We start from the raw sequence: 20,505 nt of genomic DNA on the forward strand, positions 1-20,505 counted from the left end.
CAGGTCCCAACTCATCGGGACCTGTCCCCAATACGTTATATCAGTTTTTTGTAGAGTCCGTGTCGGTTACAGTATGCGTACAGTACGCCATGTCCTCGTCTCGTGAACCTAGCTTCTGCGCCTTGCTCGGGATATAGTTTCACTGTCTGGACGCAGCTTGATGTGGCATAGCATAAAAATGAAATGTAATGGCTCTTGCTCATCTCGTGTGGGATTGAAACAAAGTATTCGCCATCCACCACTTCTACTTGCATGGTATGCTCCTCGTCTGGCTCTTCCGTCTCCAGCTCCGGCAGGAGAATTCCGCAGCAGCTGTAGGAGCCGTTTCCGGCGGCCTGTATCACATTGCCGCAGACGGGACAAACGTAGAAAGCCATTTTCTTCATATTGGCAGAACGATTCTTGTTCTCCGTATACTCTCCGGTCAGCAGTTCTGCCAGCGACACTCCCAGCGATGACGCAAGCTCCCCGATAATGCCCACATCGGGAAGTCCCTTTCCAGTCTCCCATTTGGATATGGTCTTATCGCTGACGCAGAGAATTTCTGCCAGCTGTCTCTGGGTATACCCCTTTTTCTCTCTCAATTCTTTGATTGTATTTCCAGTAACATAGCTCATAATCTTTACCTCTTTCTATTCTGATAGCCTTATCTTACCTTACCGGATATACAATCTCAACCTACGCATCGTAGACACCGCCCGGCCGCTTCCTGCGGACAGGATGGCATACCTCTGTCACCATCTCTTCGGGGTCGGTTATATCGCAGGGCCCGAGATGGTAAATACAAAAAGAACTTCCCTCAAGCTCATATCCATTCTCCTGAATCCAATTTGCCACCGCTTCATTCACCGCTGTAATGTGCTCATAACTGCCCTTGTAGGTAGAAGATGCCATCAATATGGAATCTGCCTTTTTGAAAATGACATGCTCTGTGTCTTCGTAAGTCCCCATGACCGTCGTCTGTATCTCCACATCCACATCGCTTTCTTTATAGCCCTCATCGTGGAATATAGCGAGCGCATAGGCAGGGGCTGCCGGACGCACCTTCTGTGGGCCGGTCTCTTGATACAGCATCTCCCACAGCATGCCCTCCTGTCTGTATGAAGGTATGACTTGCCTCACACTGGCCACATACCGCTCCGGCAATGTCTTCAAGGTGACATTATAATGCATAGTGTTCCCTTCCTTTTTTAAGTGCTTTATGGCAGCGTCAAGAAACTGCAGGCGCTCCTGCGTTATCCGCTGCTGTTCAATTAACTCCGTGCGGCGCACCATCAGAAACTGCTCCATCTCCTCGACGTCCTGATATTTTTGGAGGACAGCGTCTATGGTCGACAATCCAAAGCCCATATTTTTTAACATCTGGATTTGCGCCGCCTGCGGTAACTGGCTCTCGCTGTAATAACGATATCCGGTAGCCTTATCCACCTCCGCGGGAACCAAAAGCCCCATATCAGCATAGTTCCGTAGCATCCGGATGCTGATTCTGGATAATTTTGAAAAATCTCCTATTTTTAACATTGCTCCACCTATAACCTATCTAATTTTAAAATCTATCCCGAACACGACCCACGCAGACTGTCCGCCGTAAGCGTTTCCGCAGTACTTACCATTTCCATGGGCGTTCCCGTAAATACTACTTGGCCGCCCTTATTCCCTCCGTCGGGGCCAATGTCGATAATCCAGTCCGCCTGCTTCATCACATCAAGATTATGCTCAATTACCACCAGCGTATTCCCACGAGAAACAATCGTGTCAAACAGCTTCAGCAGATTTTCTATATCGGACATGTGCAGCCCTGTGGTCGGTTCATCCATCACTATGATGCTCCCCTTTTTCCCCAGATTCTTGGCCAGCTTTATCCGCTGGCGTTCACCGCCGGACAACGTACTGAGCGGCTGCCCCAAGGTCAGATACGACAAACCCACTTGGCGCATCACGTTCAAGCGTCTCTTAATTTTCGGCTCGTCGAACACTTCCATCGCCTGCGATGCCGTCAATCCCAGCAGCTCCACGATATTTCTTCCTTTGTAGGTACAGGCGAGCGCCTCTTCATTATAGCGTACCCCCTGACAGGCCTCGCATTCCGTAACGATAGGATCCATGAAGGCAAGCTCAGTTAAAATGACCCCCTTACCGCCACAGACCGGGCAAGCCCCCGCAGAATTAAAGCTGAACAAGCTTTCCTGCTTACCGTTCTCCCTCGCTAGCAGCTTGCGTATCTCATCAAAAAAGCCCAGATAGGAGGCCGGCGTAGAACGGTTCGTTGCCGTGATAGGCCCTTGATCCACCATCACAATATCTTTTTCATACTGACTGGCAAACACTTTCGAAATCAAAGTGCTCTTTCCCGAACCGGCCACGCCGGTGACAACCGTCATGATTCCCAGCGGGATATCCACATCTATGTGCTTCAGATTGTGGAGGCACGCGTCACGGATCGGCAGACTGCCAGCCGGTTTCCGAGGCTTTTGTTTGAGCGGAAGCGTCCGAAGCATGGCTTTCCCCGTCAGAGTATCAGACTGAAGCAGCTCCTCATAATTGCCTGCAAAGACAATCTGGCCTCCATTTTGCCCTGCCTCCGGCCCCACATCGATCACATAGTCCGCAATCGATATGACATCCCGGTCATGCTCCACTACAAGAACAGTATTCCCCTTGTCCCGAAGCTTCCTCAACAGATTGTTCATACGGTAAACGTCACGAGGATGCATTCCCGTGCTGGGTTCATCAAAAATGTAAGTCATCCCGGTCAGGCTGCTTCCCATATAACGCACCAGCTTGAGCCGCTGCGCCTCCCCGCCGGATAAGGATGGGGTCTCCCGGTTCAGGTGGAGATAGGGCAGCCCAATTTCTATCATCCTGTCCACCCCTTCTATGATCGTCTCGACCAGCACCCCCACCTTACTGTCTCTCATCTTCTCCAGCACTTCCCGCAGCCTCGTCAATTCCATCTCACACAGATCCGCTATGGAATAGCCTTGTATTTTACAGCTAAGGGCGGCTTCATTGAGCCTCTTCCCGTGGCAGTCCGTACATTCCATCTCGTCTATTAGATTCTGCGATTTTATCTGGGTGTGTCTGCTCTTACTGCTGATATCCCGGTTCAATAAAGTTTTGGTATATTTATGAAATAACCCCGTCACTTTCGGATTCTCAGGCTCTCCACAGCCATCCCGGGAACCGTACAGAAGAAGGTTATATTCCTCACTGGAATATGCCTTGACCGGCTTATCCAAATCAAACAAGCCAGACTGCGCATACTGCTTCCAATACCACGAGCCGGGGCGGTACAAAGAGTCTTTCACACATCCCTGATTCCACGACTTGTCCACGTCCAGAATTGCCTCCACCTTTACCTTTGTTATCTTCCCCAGCCCGGAACAAGTCTTGCACATTCCATTAGGATCGTTAAAGGAAAAACTAGAAGCCGGACCCACATAGGGCTGTCCGGCTCTTGAAAATAACAGGCGCAGGCTGGCGTACAGTCCACTGATCGTCCCCACCGTGGAGCGGGCATTCCCGCCCAGAGGAGATTGATCCACCACCACGGAGGCCGTTAAATTGTCGATTCGTTCTACTGCCGGTTTCGGATATTTCGGCAGTCTTGACCGCACAAATGCAGGGTATGCAGCGTTCATCTGCCGTTGTGATTCGGCCGCTATCGTATCAAAGACAATACTGGACTTGCCAGAACCTGACACCCCTGTAAAAACCGTAATCTTCTCCTTCGGAATCTGAAATGTGACGTGCTTCAAATTATTTTGGGTAAGTCCCTGCACTATGATATCTGCCATCTGTTTCCACCTCTTCTCACTTATTTCTGTTACACCTATCCAAGCAGAGCCTCACACTCTATTTTCAAATTTGTCAATAAATCAAACTCTATTTCCTGAAGCTTTTTAATTTCCAATGACATTTTCGATAAACGCCCGGCATCACCGTCGGCAGACAGACTCCACATATCATCTGCCAGACACTCCCACCTGCCTGATAAATCCTTGTATCCTGCCGCACATTTTTCAAACATATTGTTATCTAATATGCCCGCAGCCTCCTGTAGAAAATCACCATACATTTTCCTGAAAATCCCACCTCCGGTGCCGCCGTCCTTACTTATCTGGAAATAATTCGTCACACCGGCCAACTTCCGTTTCTCAATATCAAAAGACGACCATTTGACTATTTCCTTAGAAAATTTTTCAATCCCACAGACACCCTTCAGCTTGGCTGACGGAGACAGCATCTTTCCGCACACCCCCCAGACAGCCTGAAGCAGCATGTCTGGTTTTACACCCTGATAACCCCCAAACTCCGCTTTGGCAATATACTTATTATTTGCGGGGAAGGGCCTGAAAGAACTTGACCTCGCGTTCTTCATACATTCGTAACCAACACAATGATAATCCTCGCCAATTTCTCCGCCGGGTGTATTGATTGAATAATCAGAATTGTCGCGGTCACTGACATAGAAGTTCTCCTGTTCATCATCATACCCAAAAATGACCACGGCATGCCCTCCAAAATGTCCGCTTTCACCCAGCGATAAGTAGGGCAGATATGGCATGTCTGCATAGACAAATACGGGCTGGTCCGCGTCAATCATGCTCTTCGTAGTACGGAAAATCTCATCATAGTCCTTGCCCTTTCTAAATTTCAGCTCGATTCCAAGCCGCTGTGCAAGAACATCTTCAAATTCCATGATTTTTGTTCTTCCCGACACCATAGGCGAACTGGACAAATTAATATAAGTAAAATCCAGTCCCTCACCAAGTCCAAAAATCATCTCCTCCGACAGATGGCATCCATAATAGTGAAATATTTGTTTCAGGGCATTCGTAATACAATGTCTGCCTCCCATTGGCATAAAGTCTTTTATTATTTTTTTCATCTGGTCACCTCTACCTACTATCATAAAGTATACCATAATGGGAGAGTCAAGTATCTTTAACAAAAGATTTGACAAAAATCCTGCCCTTATGATATACTGTGAAAAATTAAAAACAGAAATTACCGCCGGGTAAATTTAAAGCATTGGATTCATATCGTAGGCCATTGAAGATATGAATGCCAATGCTTTTTTATGGTATAGGAGGTCTCTATGAATAAAAAACATTATCGAAAAGAATTTGCAAAATACACCACCCTGAATGTGCTAGGCATGCTGGGGCTGTCCTGCTACATTCTGGCGGATACCTTTTTCATATCCAACGGACTTGGCGCAGACGGCCTGACCGCCTTGAATCTCGCCATTCCTGTCTACAGCTTCGTCCACGGGAGCGGGTTGATGCTTGGGATGGGCGGCGCGACCAAATACTCCATCTATAAAAGTCAGAAAAAGCAGAACAATATGAATCTAGCATTTACCAACACCTTATATATGTACGGGATACTGGCGCTTATTTTTGTGCTGGCAGGCATCTTCTTATCCCGTCAGATTACCACGCTTGTGGGCGCTGACGACGCAGTGTTTGCCATGACCCACACCTATCTGAAGGTCATCCTCTTATTTGCCCCCGCCTTCATGCTCAACGATATTTTTATCTGCTTTGTGAGAAACGACGGCAGTCCACGGCTGGCAATGACGGCCATGCTGGCCGGAAGCCTGTCAAATATAGTGCTTGATTATATTTTTATTTTTCCGCTGAAAATGGGCATCTTCGGCGCGGTATTCGCCACCTCTCTCGCTCCGCTTATCAGCATGGGAATTCTCTCTTCCTATGGACGCAGGAAAGAGAATCAATTCCATTTTATCAAAACAAAACCGGCACTGGCTGCAGGACGTTCAATCTTGTCGCTTGGCGTTCCTGCCCTGATAACAGAAGTCTCATCCGGCATCGTCATCATTGTATTTAACATCATCATCCTCGGCCTGCTTGGAAACGTGGGCGTTGCGGCCTACGGTATTATCGCGAATCTCTCCCTCGTGGTCATTTCCATCTACACGGGAATCTCACAGGGAATACAGCCTCTGCTCAGCAGGGCGCACGGCACACGGGACACTGCCAACATCAAGAACCTGCTTCGCTGCGCCATAACAACGGCAGCCGTCCTTTCATGCGTTTTCTACCTGCTTATCAATTTCTTTGCAGACCCCATTGCGGCTGTATTTAACAAGGAGCACAATGCGCAGCTGCAGGAGATTGCCATATCGGGTCTGAAATTGTATTTTACCGCAATCCCGTTCGCGGGCTTCAACATCATTTTATCCGTGTATTTTACTTCCACGGAAACGCCCATTCCGGCTCACATCATCTCCCTGCTGCGGGGCCTATTTATCATAATTCCCGCCGCCTTCCTTCTCGCCGGGCTGTGGGGAATTACCGGGGTGTGGCTGGCATTTCCGGTCACAGAATTATTGGCTGCCGGACTTGGATGGATTATCTACCTCAGACACAACAGGACTCTGCCCTAAATCTCCATTATGGCTCAGCATGAACCGCTCCATATCATCCTCCGGCAATGGCCGGGAATAATAGAAACCTTGTATTTGGTCGATACCGATTTCCGTCACAAATTCCTTTTGCTCCTCCGTCTCGACGCCCTCGGCCACCACCTTCATTCCCAACGCCTTGAAGGTTTTGATGATATTCTTTACGGCCGACGCGGACACATGGTTTCCGGCCGACGCCCAGATGATACTCTTATCAACTTTAATGGTGCCAAAAGGAATGCCTATTACAGTGGCAAAATTAGAATAGCCCGTCCCAAAATCATCCAATCCCATCTTTATTCCGTACTGTTCCATATCCAATACGAATTCCGTCACGGTCTGGGGGCTCTCCGCCAATGTGCTCTCAGTGAATTCAATCTTTATGGCCGACGGCGGGATGCCGTTTCTCTCAATAATCTGCAGTACCCTCTCTTTCAAGTCAGGTTGCGAGAACTGAACTGCCGAAAAATTCACATGGATAGATTCCAGCGCAATCCCTTTTTCCAAAAGGCGGTTTATAAATCTGCACACCTTCTCCAGCGCCACATAAGTAATATCGATAATCAGCCCCGTCTCCTCCGCGATAGGTATGAATTCCGAAGGGTATATAGGCCCAATCGAAGAATGGTTAATCCGCATGAGTGATTCAGCAAATCTGAATTGTCCATCTTCCACCGAATATATGGGCTGGTAATACATCTCAAAGCTCTGGTCTGCCAGCTTTTCCCTTAAAATCCGCACGATTTCCCGCCTTCTCTGCAGCTCGCCCAGCATTACCTTATTACAGTAGCATATAGCGCCATACCTGCCAGACTTGGCCTGAAACACAGCATACTCAATGGCGTTAATCACATGCTCCAGCGCAGAATCTACATCACTGCGCCGGATTATCCCCATCGCTGTCGACAGTGTAAAGCGATAATCTCCTATCCGCCACGGTTGTTCCATACGACGCTCCACAGTCCGCACACAGTCCGCTATCTGCTCGTCGCTCTCATCGATAAATAAAATCGCGAATTCATCCCCGCCGAACCGGTATATCCTTCCCGCAGGCCCAATACTGCCCAAAAACCTTGCGAACTCCTGAAGAAACTTATCTCCCTGCTGCTGTCCGCAAGTATTATTGACATTGCGGAACTCCCTGAGCGATATGACAAGTAACGTGAACTCCTCCTGAGAAGGCCTCTTGAGAATCAGTTCCAGCATATCCAGAAGCTCCCTGCGGTTCGGAAGATTAGTCAGATAGTCCATAGAAATCTGCTTATTCTGTATGTGCAGGTAGATAATCAACAGCGCACAGGTGGCGGCGGAACCCGACAAAATGATATTCGGGAAAATCTGCTGTACAATAATGACCAGAACTGCAAGTACCGGAAAAGCCGCCAATATTCTGCGGATCTTCCGGTCCATCTTTCGGTAATTCGCAGCCGTCACCATGATACTCGCGGCACAATAAGCATAAAAAACTATGTAAGTTACTGAGATAAGGCTGCCCCTCACATAACCCCCAGCTACTGTAATATTAAAAATATTCTTCGTAAAAGGGTTGAGAAGAATTAATATCGTATACAAAGCGCCCGGTATAAGGCCTATCTTGATCACACGGCGTCCCTCGGAATTCTCCTCATATATGACGGCTACCGCATATAAAAAATAGGCCAGACCCATGAGCGGCGTCATCACAAAATAAATCATAGTCACTGTCCACGTCATCCAAACGGGGAAGACATCACAGTAATAAATCATAGTTGTCGATAATATATTAGTCAACATGGCCCCAAAGGTGACCAGCAGACACCCTTGAAATATCCTGTTCTTCAAAGTTGGAAGAAAACTTCCGTTTCTGGAATAAAACCATATAATTGTCAATATGACCAGCGAAATCACTTCCGGCGCAATATTCCAAGTCAATTTCCCCACCTGCCTTACATTTCTCTCTTCATCATATCATAAAATACGCACCTCCCTTTGGCTTTTTCTTACATTTATTTGTATAATTTCACTATATCAGGCCCCTTAATCATGAATTTCCTCAATAATCTGCCGTTTCAAGATAGACTGGCCTGAAATCAGCACGGCCGCTGTGCATATCATAATATTAACGGCTGACATAATCAGCAGCGGGACAGGCGAAATCTGTGTCTGCGGATGAATATACAGATAGACTCTGACTAAAAAATAATACAGGATTTTCTGCACTGGCATATAGAGCACTATCATGACTATACAAGAGTAGATTCCATAGCGCAGCCCTTCTTTCACCAGCATTCTGCGAAAGCCCTCGTCAGTAATACCCATAGCCCGTAAAATACCGAATTCGTGTCTTCTTGCAGTCACTAGATACTGCATACTATTCATAATATGAATCAGACTGATAATCAGAAGAATCACTGCCACTCCATAAAAGAACACCATTTTCTGAGAGAGGAACAAATTCTGGGCCTCTATCTGCTGTGTAAAATCCTTCACCACACATTTCGGAATGCCCGATGTTATTTCCCGTATCTTGTCAGCCGCAGTACCGGCATCCGCTCCCTCTTTCAAAGCAATACTGACCGTATGATACCCTTCCACACCAAAATTCTCCCTCATCTGCTCATTGGTCATAATGATATCGATCCTGTTCGTCCCGTCATCCCCGATAAAGGTCTCCACCTTCGCCAGCGGACGGCTGACTAGCGCGGCCACTTTGAAATTCTGTTCTTGATACTGCTCATCGGCGGATAAAAAGCGCAGTACCTCCGGTGAGGCTTCTGCATTGTCCGGCGTCTTTAACGTGATAACGTCTCCGTTTTGTATGTCAACTCCTTCATACGTTCCCTGTCCCCCCATCAACGGTTTAAAAATGACCGTGTTCTGACGGCGCATCTGTTCCGGGTCAATCTCGCCTTCCAGAAGATACTCATTCAAAGATGTAAGCATCTCATCATCATATCCATAGATGTTCACCTTCAATTTATAATCATCTTCCCCCGTCCTCACCGCCACACCATTATATTTCTCCATGAGCACCGGATTTGGCTCAAACCCTTCCTCCTCCACCACTTCTGCATAATATTCCGTCCACTTAAAACTGCCGTCAATAAGAGGGATTTCTCCCAGCATATAGCGCACAGGGCTCACCATGCTCAATTCCGGCACCTCTTTGAGCCGTTCCGCCGTCTGCTCAGGCACCACATCCGTGAGCATATCGGTATCCTCATAAATCTGTACATCTGAACCCAGTCCATCGTCGGCCTTAAAGGTCAGTTCATTATTTCTTTTCGTATTATCCGCGACATAGGAGGCCCCCAGAAATATTAGGCTCCCCACCGAAAGGGACAACAACATTCCTATAAACGCGCCCTTTCTCTCAAACATGAACTTTTTTGTGAGAATCCCGGTTAGGCCGGCGTGCTTTTTACTGTATATGGTCCTGTTCCTGCGCCTCTTTCCCGTCTCTTTGGACATCATCTCACGGGTAGTCATTTTATCCATCTTCCGCACAAGCATCCATGTGATGAACAGAGTCAGCAATAGAAAGAACACTGCCCCGCCCCACATCACGCCCACTGATACGTGAAAGGCGCCCGCGTCCGGCAGGCTTGCCGCCGCTTGAGTCTGCGCTGTCTGCGCGCCGCTGTGCACATAGAATTCTTCCGGCTGTACAAAGATTTTTCCACTCTTTCGGTACAAATACGCCGCCGCCCCATTTCCCAGCAGAAATCCTGTAAAATAAGCCGGCAGAAAAATGATTCCCAACTCGGAAGCAAGGATGCCAAACGTTGTTCCTCTAGTCATCCCAACAGCCTGCATCATACTGTACTGCGACATTCTTTTTGTGACAGACACTTGAAATAGGCTGTAGATAATGAACACCCCAAAAATCCCCAATGCCGCAAGTACCGACTTTTCCGTTAAATTCCAACTCTGATTCAGCAAAGACCAAATATAGGGAAGCCCCGCCCCATCCATTTGGATGCCCGCCTTGACTGTTCTCCAAAGGCCTGCCGGGGCATCTCCCCCCACATATTGATTAATCTTATTGCGGGCAATCCTCGACTTGTCTATCCCCAGCGTGTTTGCCAGCTTCATCATCTGATTGTACACATTAGAAGATTCTGTGAACTTCAAATACAGAAAGCTGCCGTTCGTCCCATAATCCAGCTCCGCGCTCACAAATACCTGCATCGTTTCCGCCTCCGGCATATCTGAGACGATACCGGAAAGTACGAATGCCTCCCCGTCCAAGGTAACAGTACTGCCGCAGACAGCAGGAATGTCCAAATTCCTGAGGGTCTGAACATCCATGGCTATTTCATGCTCCGCCTCCGGATAATGCCCCTCCAGCAATTCTCTTCCCATCATTTGAAGATACGCTCCGTCGGCATGCAGCATGGAAATATTATAAGGCTCTTCGATCATCTTGCGGACTGTGATGACCGCGGCATTTTCCACCTCATACCCGTCGCCTTTTTTAGCCTGCTCAAACCCAGAAAACCACGGATAATCACAGCGCATAGAATAATGCCAGTCCCCGTACTTTTTCCGCCCGTTTTCCAGCGCTGCCCGCCTGCCGCTCTCCAAAAGGGAACCGACTCCCGTGAGGAGCCCCGCCGACAAAACAACGCCAAGAAACAGCGCCAATGTCTGCTTTTTATAGTATTTTAAATATGCAAAAGCTAAGCGGATACAATTTTTCATTATACTGCGCCCCCTTTTGCATAGAACTCTCTCTCCCCGTCAAATAACTGTCCGTCCTCGATACGGATAATTCTGTCACAAGTCTGGGCGATTGCCTCGTTATGCGTGACCATGAGAATGGTCTGATTGTATTTTTTACTGCTGTTTTTGAGAAGTCCAATCACCTCGATTGCTGTCCGTGAGTCCAGATTGCCTGTGGGCTCGTCGGCCAAAATTATGGCAGGCTTGTTTGCCAACGCCCTCGCAAGCGCCACTCTCTGCTGCTGCCCACCAGAAAGTTCATTGGGATAGCTTTTCCTCTTTTCCCAGAGTCCTAATTCTTTCAGCAGGTCCTTAATATATGCGTGGTCGATATGCTTCCCCTTATCAAACGTGACCGGAAGCGCCACATTGTCATATACATTGAGTACCGGCATCAAACTGTAATTCTGAAACACAAATCCAATATTGCGCCGCCTGAAAATAGTCAGCTCTTTCCGCTTCAGCTTGGCAATATCATGGTTTCTGATAATCACACTTCCCTCCGTAGGGATGTCCAGACCTCCGATCAAATTAAGCAGTGTGCTCTTCCCACTGCCGCTGGCACCCACAATCGCCGCAAATTCCCCCTGTTCTACAGATAAACTCACATCCGCAAGCGCCCGGACCTGATTCTCACCTGAACCGTATATTTTTACCACATGGTCAATCTCCAATATTTTCACCTGCTGTGCCCTCCTTTTCTAAAACTATTTGATACCTTCATTCTAGTCAGGCCCGCTTACAGAAATCCTACAAATAAAAAAGAAGTTCTTACAAAACTGTCAGAAACTACCCTCTGCAGTTCTGTAAGAACACGGAGAACCGGCTTCCCTTCCCCACCTCGGAAACCACATTCATGTACCCTTTTTCTTTTTCAAGAATCATCTTCGACAAATAGAGCCCTATCCCCGACCCTTCTTTGTTCTCCACCGACTTGCTCCTGTAAAACCTTTTAAAAACCTCTGTCAGCTCCTCTCTGGCAATCCCCATTCCCGTATCCTGAATCCAGATTTCCGTATACATCTCAAACCGCTTCATTCCGATAGTAATTGTTCCGTCCGGAGGCGTATATTTGACTGCATTCTCTAAAATATTGGCAAATACCTCCGAAGTCCATTTGGGATTATGGAAAAGAACACAGTCCGGAAAATATTCTGTCTCAATCCCGATCCGCTTCCGCTCCGCCTGTTCATACACCCGGCTCACCGCGTCCAGAAGAGTCTGCCGTATCAAATTGCCTTCCGCCTCAAATACCACCGCATTCTGCTCCAGCTTGACCATCTTGAACAGAGAGTTGAGTATCCAGCTGACCTTTTCCGACTGCTTCCTCATTTTGCTCAAAAAATTTCTCCGCTCCTCCTCTGAGACCTTCCCCTCCTCTAAAATCTCCTCATAGAGCATAATATTGGCAAGGGGAGTCTTTAGCTGATGGGACATATTAGAAATCAGGCTCTTTACCTGCTCCTTCTCCTTTTGTGCCTCCCCAACCTCAAGTTCCACTTTCTCCTGTATCCGCTTCAGCTTTCCCGCCAATGCCGACACTTGGCCCTCCGCCAGATCCGTCTGCTCAATCTCACGGTTATCTAAAATTTCATCCAACATTTTATCTACATTGTAATAAAACTTTTGCCCTCGTCTATAAAAATACAACGCTGCGCATAGGCCCACGCCACACATAGCAGCAGACAATAACCACAGCCATCTCATATTCAATCACCTGTTAATCCTTCCACATATATCCCAGTCCGTGAACCGTCCGAATCAGCCGGGGCGCCGCGGGGTCGACTTCTATCTTCCGGCGGAGCCTGCGGATGTTGACCGATACGATATTTTCGTCTACAAATTTGCCCTCACTGTCCCAGATATGCCTTAGAATCTGCTCTTTCGACAGTACTTGGTTCTTATTCTCCATGAAATACAAAAGCAGCTTATACTCCACCTTGCTCAATTCCACCGCTTTCTCTCCCTGATAGACACGGCACGCGCCCTTGTCCAGCCGAATTCCGTTGGAATCAAGATAGGTCGTCAGTTCCTCTCCCCTGTTCATAAGTTTTTTCAGTCTCGCCTTTAGCACGGCCGCGGAGAAGGGCTTGGACATATAATCATCTACTCCCAGTTCCAACGCCCGCACTTCATCCAACTCCGTATCTCTAGCCGTCAGCATTAAGATGGGAATGCGGCTCGTTTCCCGGATTTGGCCGCATAATTCAAAACCACTGCCGTCGGGAAGATTACAATCCAGAAGCAGACAGTCAAACCGTCCTTCCACAAGCTGCCTCTTCGCCGCCCGGATGCTATCCGCCTCAGCAATATCATACCCCTCGGCCGCAAGGGTGAACGCCAGCCCCTCCTGTAAATCCGTATCATCTTCTATAATTAATATCCGTTTCATTGCCCCTCCTATCAAAAATAAAATAAGTCTTCAAATTTTTTATCCAGCGCAATACATAAGATCAACGCCAGCTTAGCAGTGGGATTGAACTGCCCGGTCTCAATGGAGCTGATTGTATTGCGCGATACCCCGACCATTCCGGCCAGCGCAGACTGGGATAACTTCGCCTCCGTCCTTGCTTCTTTCAGCCGGTTCTTTAAAATTAGCTCCTCGTTCATAGCTAACCTCTCAGCGCTGTGACTGCCACGCACAGTATATAAGCTATAGACGCAATGGCGCCGGCAATGACAGTTACTAGATATGTTTTTTGTTTCGTAAAACGATATTTAGGATAAGCCTCCGCTGCTAAAAATGCCCAAAACATGGCCATTACCCCATAATTAGACTGTCCACTAAAAAAGTTTAGAAGCATAATAATTACAAATACTATGCAAAATGCAGTCACTCCAATCTTTCTTCCTGCTGCTTCTGCCGCTATCATTCCTTCATCTTTATTTTCTTGTCTGCTTTTTTGTAAAATTTCTTCCTTATTCATAAAAATACCTCCTTTTTCTGCCAAGTTTTCTTGGTAATCTAATTATAACACGCCAAGTTTTCTTGTCAATAGCATTTTGCAAAGTTTACTTTGCATTTTATAATCGCATGCCACTCTTCTAAAAATATGTTATACTTAATAAAAGTACTTTAGGAGGGATTTTATGTACTATACAGCAGACTGTCCCTCACCGGTAGGGATGCTTACCCTTGCCAGTGATGGAGAATATCTTGTGGGGCTTTGGATAGAAGGGCAAAAATATTTTGCGCATTCCTTATACGGAAAGGTGTCGGAAGACTATTTTGTTCCTGTATTCACGCTTGTTAAAAACTGGCTGGACCGGTATTTCGCAGGGGAAAAGCCTGCCATATCAGAAATTCCGCTTCGCCCCGGCGGCAGTGATTTCTGGCAAAGTGTGTGGCGTATCCTCTGCGATATTCCTTATGGCGAAGTGGTTACTTACGGCAGCATAGCGAAAAAGGTGGCTTCTGACTTGGGCAGGGAACGAATGTCCGCTCAGGCCGTGGGCGGGGCAGTGGGGCATAATCCTATCTCTATCATCATCCCCTGCCACCGGGTCGTGGGCGCAAACGGGAGCCTGACTGGATATGCCGGGGGGATAGATACCAAAGTAAAACTGCTGCAGCATGAGGCAGTGGATATGACACACCTTTTTATTCCTAAAAAGGGAACGGCACTATAATATTTTTATTTAGCTATTGACATCTATTTATTACTGCATTATAATAAAGCAAAACTAAGAACCGATGAGCAAGAGTAGTATCCTTAAGGTCATATTTCCAGAGAGTCGTGAGTGGTGGAATCACGATAATATTGTTTAAGGTGAATGGACTTGCGAGGGCAAACTGAATTCGGCGTACCGCCGATGTAGGGGCGACGGCATCCATCCGTTATCATATGGAACATGTATGACAGTACATGGCTGAGCGCATTCCTTCGGGGATGAATATAGGTGGCACCGCAGGAACTATCTCCTGTCCTATTTATTAGGACGGGAGTTTTTTTATACATCAATACGCTTTGCTCCCGTTCTCATATGCGGAATCTTCCGCAAAATATATCATAATATTGAAAGGAAGGTATAAATGATGAGTGACAACAAAACAATCCCTTACAAAATCTATCTTGAAGAAAGTGAAATGCCGAAGCAATGGTACAACGTGCGCGCCGATATGAAGAATAAACCGGCGCCGCTTCTCAACCCGGCTACTCTCGAGCCGATGACAGCCGAGGAGCTTGGGCATGTGTTCTGCGACGAACTGGTAAAGCAGGAACTGGACGACACCAACGCTTATATTGATATTCCACAGGAAATTCAGGACTTCTACAAAATGTACCGTCCGTCCCCTCTGGTGCGCGCATACTGTCTGGAGAAAGAACTGGATACCCCGGCTAAGATTTATTATAAATTCGAAGGCAACAATACTTCCGGAAGCCACAAGCTGAATTCTGCCATCGCGCAGGCCTATTACGCCAAAGAACAGCACCTAAAAGGCGTGACCACCGAGACCGGAGCCGGACAGTGGGGAACGGCCCTCTCCATGGCATGCGCTTACTTCAATCTGGACTGCAAGGTCTTCATGGTCAAATGCTCCTATGAGCAGAAGCCGTTCCGCCGTGAGGTCATGAGGACTTACGGGGCCAACGTGACGCCATCCCCCTCTGACACGACCAATGTAGGCCGCAAGATACTGGCCGAATTCCCGGGCACATCGGGAAGCCTCGGCTGTGCGATTTCCGAGGCCGTAGAGGCGGCTACCTCACAGGAAGGATACCGCTATGTACTCGGCTCTGTGTTATCACAGGTATTGCTCCACCAGTCAGTCATCGGTCTGGAGACAAAAGCGGCGCTTGATAAATACGACATTACACCGGACATCATCATCGGCTGCGCGGGAGGCGGCTCCAATCTGGGCGGACTGATTTCCCCGTTCATGGGTGAAAAGCTGAGAGGTGAGAAAGACTATCGCTTTATCGCTGTAGAACCGGCGAGCTGCCCAAGTCTCACCCGGGGCAAGTATGCCTATGACTTCTGCGACACCGGCATGGTATGCCCTCTTTCCAAGATGTACACTCTGGGAAGCGGCTTCATCCCATCCGCCAACCATGCGGGCGGTCTCCGCTACCATGGCATGAGCTCCACACTGTCACAGCTGTACGATGACAAACTGATGGAAGCCGTTTCCGTAGAACAGACTTCCGTATTTGAAGCAGCTACCAAATTCGCCAGAGTGGAAGGAATCCTTCCCGCGCCGGAGAGCAGCCACGCAATCAAGGTGGCTATGGATGAGGCTATGAAATGCAAAGAGACGGGAGAAGAAAAGACCATCGTATTCGGCCTGACCGGAACAGGGTACTTTGACATGGTCGCATACGGAAAATATAACGACGGAGATATGACCGACTATATTCCTACCGATGAAGATCTTGCGAAAGGCTTTGCCGGACTTCCAAACGTATAAATTAGCGGAATTTTATTTCTAAATGAGAGTGTCCCAAAGATTGTGTAAGTCTTTGGGACACTCTCTGTTTTGCTCTAGGGGCACTATAGAATTCTAACCCTTTCAGCTGCATTCATTTAGATACTTGTTAAGATTACCGATATTATAAAGCAGGAAATCCGGTTTATTCACCCTGTTGACTTTATATACCATTCCCACATCCATAAGCCAGATGTGTAACAATTTTCTTTGGCGCATGTTTTGACCTGAATATTTTCATCATGTCAAAATCATTGATATCCAACACTTCCAGAAGCTGCTCTTCTTCACAGGCAAGCAAAAATTCGCGGAATGTCAGTAGATAAAGATTACAGAAATCAACTTTTCCTACCGGAAATGATGTGCCTTCATGCAGGGCAATTCCTAAGAGAGAACCTGCCACAATAATGTGATACTGCGGAGCCTCCTCCCTGAAATATTTTAATACCTTTTATCATATTTCGTTTCACGGATTAATTCCGCCATCAATGTTTTTTTGGCTAATTCAGTAGTTAATGCGATATTGATTTTCTCATCATTTTGCTCAATTGAAAACGCACCGTTTTTTGCATCCGAGACGTTTTTTCCCTCATAAACCCTCTTCTCTTTATTATATTGAAAAATCAAATTCTGCCCCCTACTGTAAGTCCCGTCCACCCAATTGTATTTTAAAGATATTTCAGCATTCCCCTCTTCATTTATATATGCACAAACATACATATTCAAATCAGCCGACTCATAACTATAGCTTCCATTCTCTATTGAAGCCGTCTCGTCTTTTTCATCCACTATAGTATTTTTCAGTCCATACCAGTAAGAATCAATCACATGAGACACCTTTTGTTCTAAATTATTAACCGTATTATACGCAAGCTCTGCCTCGCTCCTGTCTACCCCTGCGTAATATCCTTGCAACACATATGTTCTAACATCCCCACCGGCTATATTCTGAGTATCGCTTTGCATAAATTCACCATCTTTAAATCCATAGTATACATCTTCCTTGCCGGTATCAGTATCTGCAGCCTTCAAATACCACTGATTATCAGTATTCAGAAGAACAACTTCTCTTTCATTACTTGGGCCGTAACAAGGTTGCCCTTCAAATACCTTTTGTGCCTTTCCTTCTGCATAATCCCACACTTCCAGAACATAATCATCTATAGACCCGGGAAGATAATCAATATCATATGTATCTGCTGTGTAAGCCAGAACCAGCTTTTCCTCCCCGCTTCCTTCAAAGTCTATCATTTCAGCAAAGCAAAGCCCAAATGCTTGTACTCTTGAGCCATCATATTTACAGCCACTGGCTTTTCCTCTCTGATTATTAAAAATCTCCTGAAGTGCTCGTTCCCTCTCATAGCTTTCATAGAATTTTTTTATATTCTTATAGTGTTCTTGTCCACTATCTAAGCTTCCAATTGCACTATCACAAACCTCCAGCAATTCATTCCACATCATTTCCTTATAATATATTTTCACCAGGCCATCGTAGACGTCTTTTGATACCGCCCCTTTTTCAAGCGCTTTATAATAATTTTCCAAAGCATTTTCTGTATCCTGCATGCCGTTATATGACTCTCCCAATTTAATATAAATATCTGCATCCGTAGATTTTATTTTCAAAGCGGCCTTACATGCATTCACTGCTTTATCATATTCTTTGTCCTTTATATAAGTATCAGCCTGTACGACAAACTTCTCATACTTCCTATCCTGATACTTATCGTATTCCCTTTTCACAACAAATATAGCGGCTATAATAAATATTGCCACAAAAATTATAACCACTTTGCCATATCTGTATTTCGCCCCAGAAACCAATGCTGAGGGAGGAATTTCTCCTGCGTGCTCCTGTTTTTCTCCCAGTGACATCCCGCATTTTCTACAGAACTTTGCCTTGTCTTTATTTTCTGCTCCACAATGTTTACAGTACATATAATTACTATTCACGCCCTTCCTCTTATAGTTAAATTTTTTTATTTGGTGTCTGACTGCAGTAAAGACATATCTGTGATAGGTGCATTTGGCAATTGCTCATGAGATCTCGAATAGTAATCCTCATTCTGCCCTAATTGCCGTTCTGATATCTGTTCGTCTATTACGTTATCGCCTTCAATTCTAATATGGCTTATCGTCTCATATCCCTGTTCTCCTGATGCCCGGATAATATAATCATCTGTACCCCCATTTTCATCCATATAAAATCCACTGTGATATCCTAAAACGTCTCCCAAGTACTTACTTTCACCGCTAGAAATTGTATATATTTTATACATGTAATCACCTTCACAGAATCCTTCCTCTGCTAAAAGTTCTTTTATCCCATCCTTATTTATATCATAAAAATAATATATATTCGTAGATGCATATGCAGCATTTACATCACGGAGAATCGGTCCATAGATATTCACATATGTATCTGCTGTGATTGTCTCTGCTTTCTCTTTGTTCTTATCCTCATCTTTACCAGTGTTCTTGCCCCTCTTTTGCAGTTCAATCACTCCCCATTTTCCATCTTTCTTCACCCAGCATTTGCTGTCATGAACCGGCCGTATAGCTTCAAATATACCGGATGGTATAACAACTTTTCCACCAGTGTCCCGCATTTCCCATTTGCCATCCTTAACAAGCGGAACATATCCCCCAAAAGCGGCATAGCAATAGTCTTCCTGATTAGAAGTTTTTCCGTATGAAGTATACTCTTGCCATGATGCATCATATTCAAATGGTATTACTATTTTCCCATCCTTATCTACATATCCCCATTTTCCATCTTTGCAGACGGCCATCAACCCATCTGTATAAGAACCACATTTATCATATATAAAATCAGACACTAATCTGTCCTCGTAATATATCGCATATTTACCAGTCAGGTTATTACTCCACTTTATCCAGTTTCCATCAGCCCGCACTTCATAATCCGAGTCTGAGATTCTGACAGGAATTGGCACAGATGGTTTTTTTAAGGTACTTCCCGAAGCACTCCATAACTCTTCCATAGTATTACGCAAACTACCTGCCCAGTAATATGCACCTCCGCCTCCTTCCGGTGGGCCGCCGTAAAACATCGCATAGCTAAGTTTTCCATCTATCAAAAAAAATAAATTCGTATAAGCCTTCATTTCTTCATCATACTTTTCTTCAAAATACTCTATAACATACCTATCAGACTCCACAGAGACAGACTTATATCCCTCCTCCTCAAATCTGTTTCCCGCCATATCAATCAGCCCAAAAGAAGCTCCATTTTTTATAACCGCATACTCATTATCCAATTGTAGGTTCATCTCATTTACCGAAACTTGACTGAAATCATTATTCTTTAAATAATAAATATTATCCGCTTCTATTGCCGGTTTGACTACCCATGTGTATTCGGTCATATTAACAAGCTCATCTAGTTTTTGGTTTACCTTATCCTGCTCAGTTTCCTGTTTTTTCGCATCTGCATTATCCTCTTTCTTTACACTTTCGGGATTGACATTTTTTTTAGCCTTTTTAAGAATCTGAACAGCTTTTTCATACTCCTCCCTGCTTGTATATACGTCTGCCAGACGAAGATATGGCTCTTCTTTTTTGGGGTCAATGTCAATCGCTTTCAGATAAGCGTCTTCTGCTTTGTCATAATCTTGCTGCTCAATATAGCGGTTTGCCGAAGCAATGTAATCTTCATACTGTTTTTCCCGTTTTGCATTATCCAACGCAATAACCGCAGATACAAAAATCACAATTAGCAACGCGGATGCCAAAATAATCCACCATTTTCTTTTATTCCGCGGTTTATTCGTCTCTTTGTTCTTTATTTGGTTGGAATCGGCCTGTTTATTCTCTGTCAAGGGCGCGCCACAGGCTTTACAAAACTTTGCCTGACCGGGATTTTTTTCTCCGCATATATGACACTTCATCTCATATCCTCTTTTCCATATAATTATCT

At 46.0% G+C, this 20,505-nt stretch carries 17 protein-coding genes and 1 other annotated feature; of the genes, 3 read left to right on the plus strand and 14 right to left on the minus strand.

What is annotated here, in order from left to right; genetic code table 11:
- Positions 1 to 35: 35 nt before the first annotated feature.
- From BN6465_RS08850 to BN6465_RS08865, 4 genes are all read right to left on the minus strand, one after another.
- Positions 36 to 617: a helix-turn-helix domain-containing protein gene (locus BN6465_RS08850; RefSeq protein ID WP_066733556.1), complete on the minus strand. Its 582-nt coding sequence runs from the start codon at positions 615 to 617 to the stop codon at positions 36 to 38.
- A gap of 61 nt (positions 618 to 678) precedes the next feature.
- Positions 679 to 1,521 (minus strand): MerR family transcriptional regulator, encoded by an 843-nt coding sequence (locus BN6465_RS08855; RefSeq protein ID WP_066733558.1) that lies wholly within the window; start codon positions 1,519 to 1,521, stop codon positions 679 to 681.
- Positions 1,522 to 1,553: 32 nt separating this feature from the next.
- Positions 1,554 to 3,797, minus strand: a complete 2,244-nt coding sequence (locus BN6465_RS08860) for an ATP-binding cassette domain-containing protein (RefSeq protein WP_066733560.1) — start codon at positions 3,795 to 3,797, stop codon at positions 1,554 to 1,556.
- Positions 3,798 to 3,832: 35 nt separating this feature from the next.
- Positions 3,833 to 4,891: a BtrH N-terminal domain-containing protein gene (locus tag BN6465_RS08865; RefSeq protein WP_066733562.1), complete on the minus strand. Its 1,059-nt coding sequence runs from the start codon at positions 4,889 to 4,891 to the stop codon at positions 3,833 to 3,835.
- Between the two features lie 210 nt (positions 4,892 to 5,101).
- Here BN6465_RS08865 and BN6465_RS08870 point away from each other — a divergent pair, with 210 nt between their 5' ends.
- Positions 5,102 to 6,415: an MATE family efflux transporter gene (locus tag BN6465_RS08870; RefSeq protein WP_066733568.1), complete on the plus strand. Its 1,314-nt coding sequence runs from the start codon at positions 5,102 to 5,104 to the stop codon at positions 6,413 to 6,415.
- On the opposite strand, the gene BN6465_RS08875 is transcribed toward BN6465_RS08870, so the two are convergent.
- The 7 genes from BN6465_RS08875 to BN6465_RS08905 all read right to left on the minus strand — a co-directional run bounded on the left by BN6465_RS08875 (position 6,356) and on the right by BN6465_RS08905 (position 14,064).
- Positions 6,356 to 8,344: a putative bifunctional diguanylate cyclase/phosphodiesterase gene (locus BN6465_RS08875; RefSeq protein ID WP_066733578.1), complete on the minus strand. Its 1,989-nt coding sequence runs from the start codon at positions 8,342 to 8,344 to the stop codon at positions 6,356 to 6,358. The genes BN6465_RS08870 and BN6465_RS08875 overlap by 60 nt on opposite strands.
- A 105-nt stretch (positions 8,345 to 8,449) precedes the next feature.
- Positions 8,450 to 11,116, minus strand: coding sequence for an ABC transporter permease (locus BN6465_RS08880; protein WP_066733579.1), 2,667 nt, complete (start codon positions 11,114 to 11,116; stop codon positions 8,450 to 8,452).
- Entirely contained in the window at positions 11,116 to 11,820 is a 705-nt protein-coding gene (locus BN6465_RS08885) for an ABC transporter ATP-binding protein (protein ID WP_066733582.1), read from the minus strand. Before BN6465_RS08885 ends, BN6465_RS08880 begins: the two co-directional genes overlap by 1 nt.
- Positions 11,821 to 11,926: 106 nt before the next feature.
- Complete coding sequence (locus BN6465_RS08890; protein WP_066733585.1) at positions 11,927 to 12,844, minus strand: sensor histidine kinase; 918 nt, start codon at positions 12,842 to 12,844, stop codon at positions 11,927 to 11,929.
- A 13-nt stretch (positions 12,845 to 12,857) separates the two neighbouring features.
- Positions 12,858 to 13,529 carry a response regulator transcription factor gene (locus BN6465_RS08895; RefSeq protein WP_066733588.1) on the minus strand — a complete coding sequence of 224 codons (672 nt, stop codon included), beginning with the start codon at positions 13,527 to 13,529 and terminating at the stop codon, positions 12,858 to 12,860.
- Between the two features lie 11 nt (positions 13,530 to 13,540).
- The gene (locus BN6465_RS08900) at positions 13,541 to 13,747 is read right to left on the minus strand and encodes a helix-turn-helix transcriptional regulator (protein WP_066733593.1); all 207 of its coding nucleotides are present in this window, start codon (positions 13,745 to 13,747) and stop codon (positions 13,541 to 13,543) included.
- Positions 13,748 to 13,749: 2 nt separating this feature from the next.
- Positions 13,750 to 14,064: a DUF6442 family protein gene (locus tag BN6465_RS08905; protein ID WP_066733594.1), complete on the minus strand. Its 315-nt coding sequence runs from the start codon at positions 14,062 to 14,064 to the stop codon at positions 13,750 to 13,752.
- A gap of 163 nt (positions 14,065 to 14,227) precedes the next feature.
- On the opposite strand from BN6465_RS08905, the gene BN6465_RS08910 reads away from it, so the two are divergent.
- Positions 14,228 to 14,767 carry a methylated-DNA--[protein]-cysteine S-methyltransferase gene (locus tag BN6465_RS08910; RefSeq protein WP_066733595.1) on the plus strand — a complete coding sequence of 180 codons (540 nt, stop codon included), beginning with the start codon at positions 14,228 to 14,230 and terminating at the stop codon, positions 14,765 to 14,767.
- A 55-nt stretch (positions 14,768 to 14,822) separates the two neighbouring features.
- Positions 14,823 to 15,070 (plus strand) — a binding site (T-box leader).
- A gap of 103 nt (positions 15,071 to 15,173) precedes the next feature.
- On the plus strand, positions 15,174 to 16,547 hold the full coding sequence (locus tag BN6465_RS08915; RefSeq protein WP_066735186.1) for a TrpB-like pyridoxal phosphate-dependent enzyme: 1,374 nt from the start codon (positions 15,174 to 15,176) through the stop codon (positions 16,545 to 16,547).
- A 181-nt stretch (positions 16,548 to 16,728) separates the two neighbouring features.
- Here BN6465_RS08915 and BN6465_RS08920 read toward each other — a convergent pair whose 3' ends face one another.
- From BN6465_RS08920 to BN6465_RS08930, 3 genes are read right to left on the minus strand one after another with little or no spacing between them, the layout of a single operon-like run.
- Complete coding sequence (locus BN6465_RS08920; protein WP_066733596.1) at positions 16,729 to 16,968, minus strand: hypothetical protein; 240 nt, start codon at positions 16,966 to 16,968, stop codon at positions 16,729 to 16,731.
- A 38-nt stretch (positions 16,969 to 17,006) separates the two neighbouring features.
- A complete protein-coding gene (locus BN6465_RS08925; RefSeq protein ID WP_154670226.1) occupies positions 17,007 to 18,518 on the minus strand; it encodes a zinc ribbon domain-containing protein in 1,512 nt (503 codons plus the stop codon).
- 26 nt (positions 18,519 to 18,544) lie between these two features.
- The gene (locus tag BN6465_RS08930) at positions 18,545 to 20,476 is read right to left on the minus strand and encodes a WG repeat-containing protein (RefSeq protein ID WP_066733598.1); all 1,932 of its coding nucleotides are present in this window, start codon (positions 20,474 to 20,476) and stop codon (positions 18,545 to 18,547) included.
- Between the last annotated feature and the right edge of the window lie 29 nt (positions 20,477 to 20,505).

Origin of the sequence: Bariatricus massiliensis (assembly GCF_900086725.1) — a bacterium.
Classification (GTDB): Bacteria; Bacillota; Clostridia; order Lachnospirales; family Lachnospiraceae; genus Allocoprococcus; species Allocoprococcus massiliensis.

What these genes read in the sequence shown, in the direction of transcription:
- BN6465_RS08890 (WP_066733585.1), bottom strand. Translation starts at nt 12,844, where the DNA reads ATGAGATGGCTGTGGTTATTGTCTGCTGCTATGTGTGGCGTGGGCCTA.
- BN6465_RS08895 (WP_066733588.1), bottom strand. Translation starts at nt 13,529, where the DNA reads ATGAAACGGATATTAATTATAGAAGATGATACGGATTTACAGGAGGGG.
- BN6465_RS08915 (WP_066735186.1), top strand. Translation starts at nt 15,174, where the DNA reads ATGAGTGACAACAAAACAATCCCTTACAAAATCTATCTTGAAGAAAGT.
- BN6465_RS08910 (WP_066733595.1), top strand. Translation starts at nt 14,228, where the DNA reads ATGTACTATACAGCAGACTGTCCCTCACCGGTAGGGATGCTTACCCTT.
- BN6465_RS08870 (WP_066733568.1), top strand. Translation starts at nt 5,102, where the DNA reads ATGAATAAAAAACATTATCGAAAAGAATTTGCAAAATACACCACCCTG.
- BN6465_RS08855 (WP_066733558.1), bottom strand. Translation starts at nt 1,521, where the DNA reads ATGTTAAAAATAGGAGATTTTTCAAAATTATCCAGAATCAGCATCCGG.
- BN6465_RS08880 (WP_066733579.1), bottom strand. Translation starts at nt 11,116, where the DNA reads ATGAAAAATTGTATCCGCTTAGCTTTTGCATATTTAAAATACTATAAA.
- BN6465_RS08900 (WP_066733593.1), bottom strand. Translation starts at nt 13,747, where the DNA reads ATGAACGAGGAGCTAATTTTAAAGAACCGGCTGAAAGAAGCAAGGACG.
- BN6465_RS08865 (WP_066733562.1), bottom strand. Translation starts at nt 4,891, where the DNA reads ATGAAAAAAATAATAAAAGACTTTATGCCAATGGGAGGCAGACATTGT.
- BN6465_RS08860 (WP_066733560.1), bottom strand. Translation starts at nt 3,797, where the DNA reads ATGGCAGATATCATAGTGCAGGGACTTACCCAAAATAATTTGAAGCAC.
- BN6465_RS08930 (WP_066733598.1), bottom strand. Translation starts at nt 20,476, where the DNA reads ATGAAGTGTCATATATGCGGAGAAAAAAATCCCGGTCAGGCAAAGTTT.
- BN6465_RS08850 (WP_066733556.1), bottom strand. Translation starts at nt 617, where the DNA reads ATGAGCTATGTTACTGGAAATACAATCAAAGAATTGAGAGAGAAAAAG.
- BN6465_RS08905 (WP_066733594.1), bottom strand. Translation starts at nt 14,064, where the DNA reads ATGAATAAGGAAGAAATTTTACAAAAAAGCAGACAAGAAAATAAAGAT.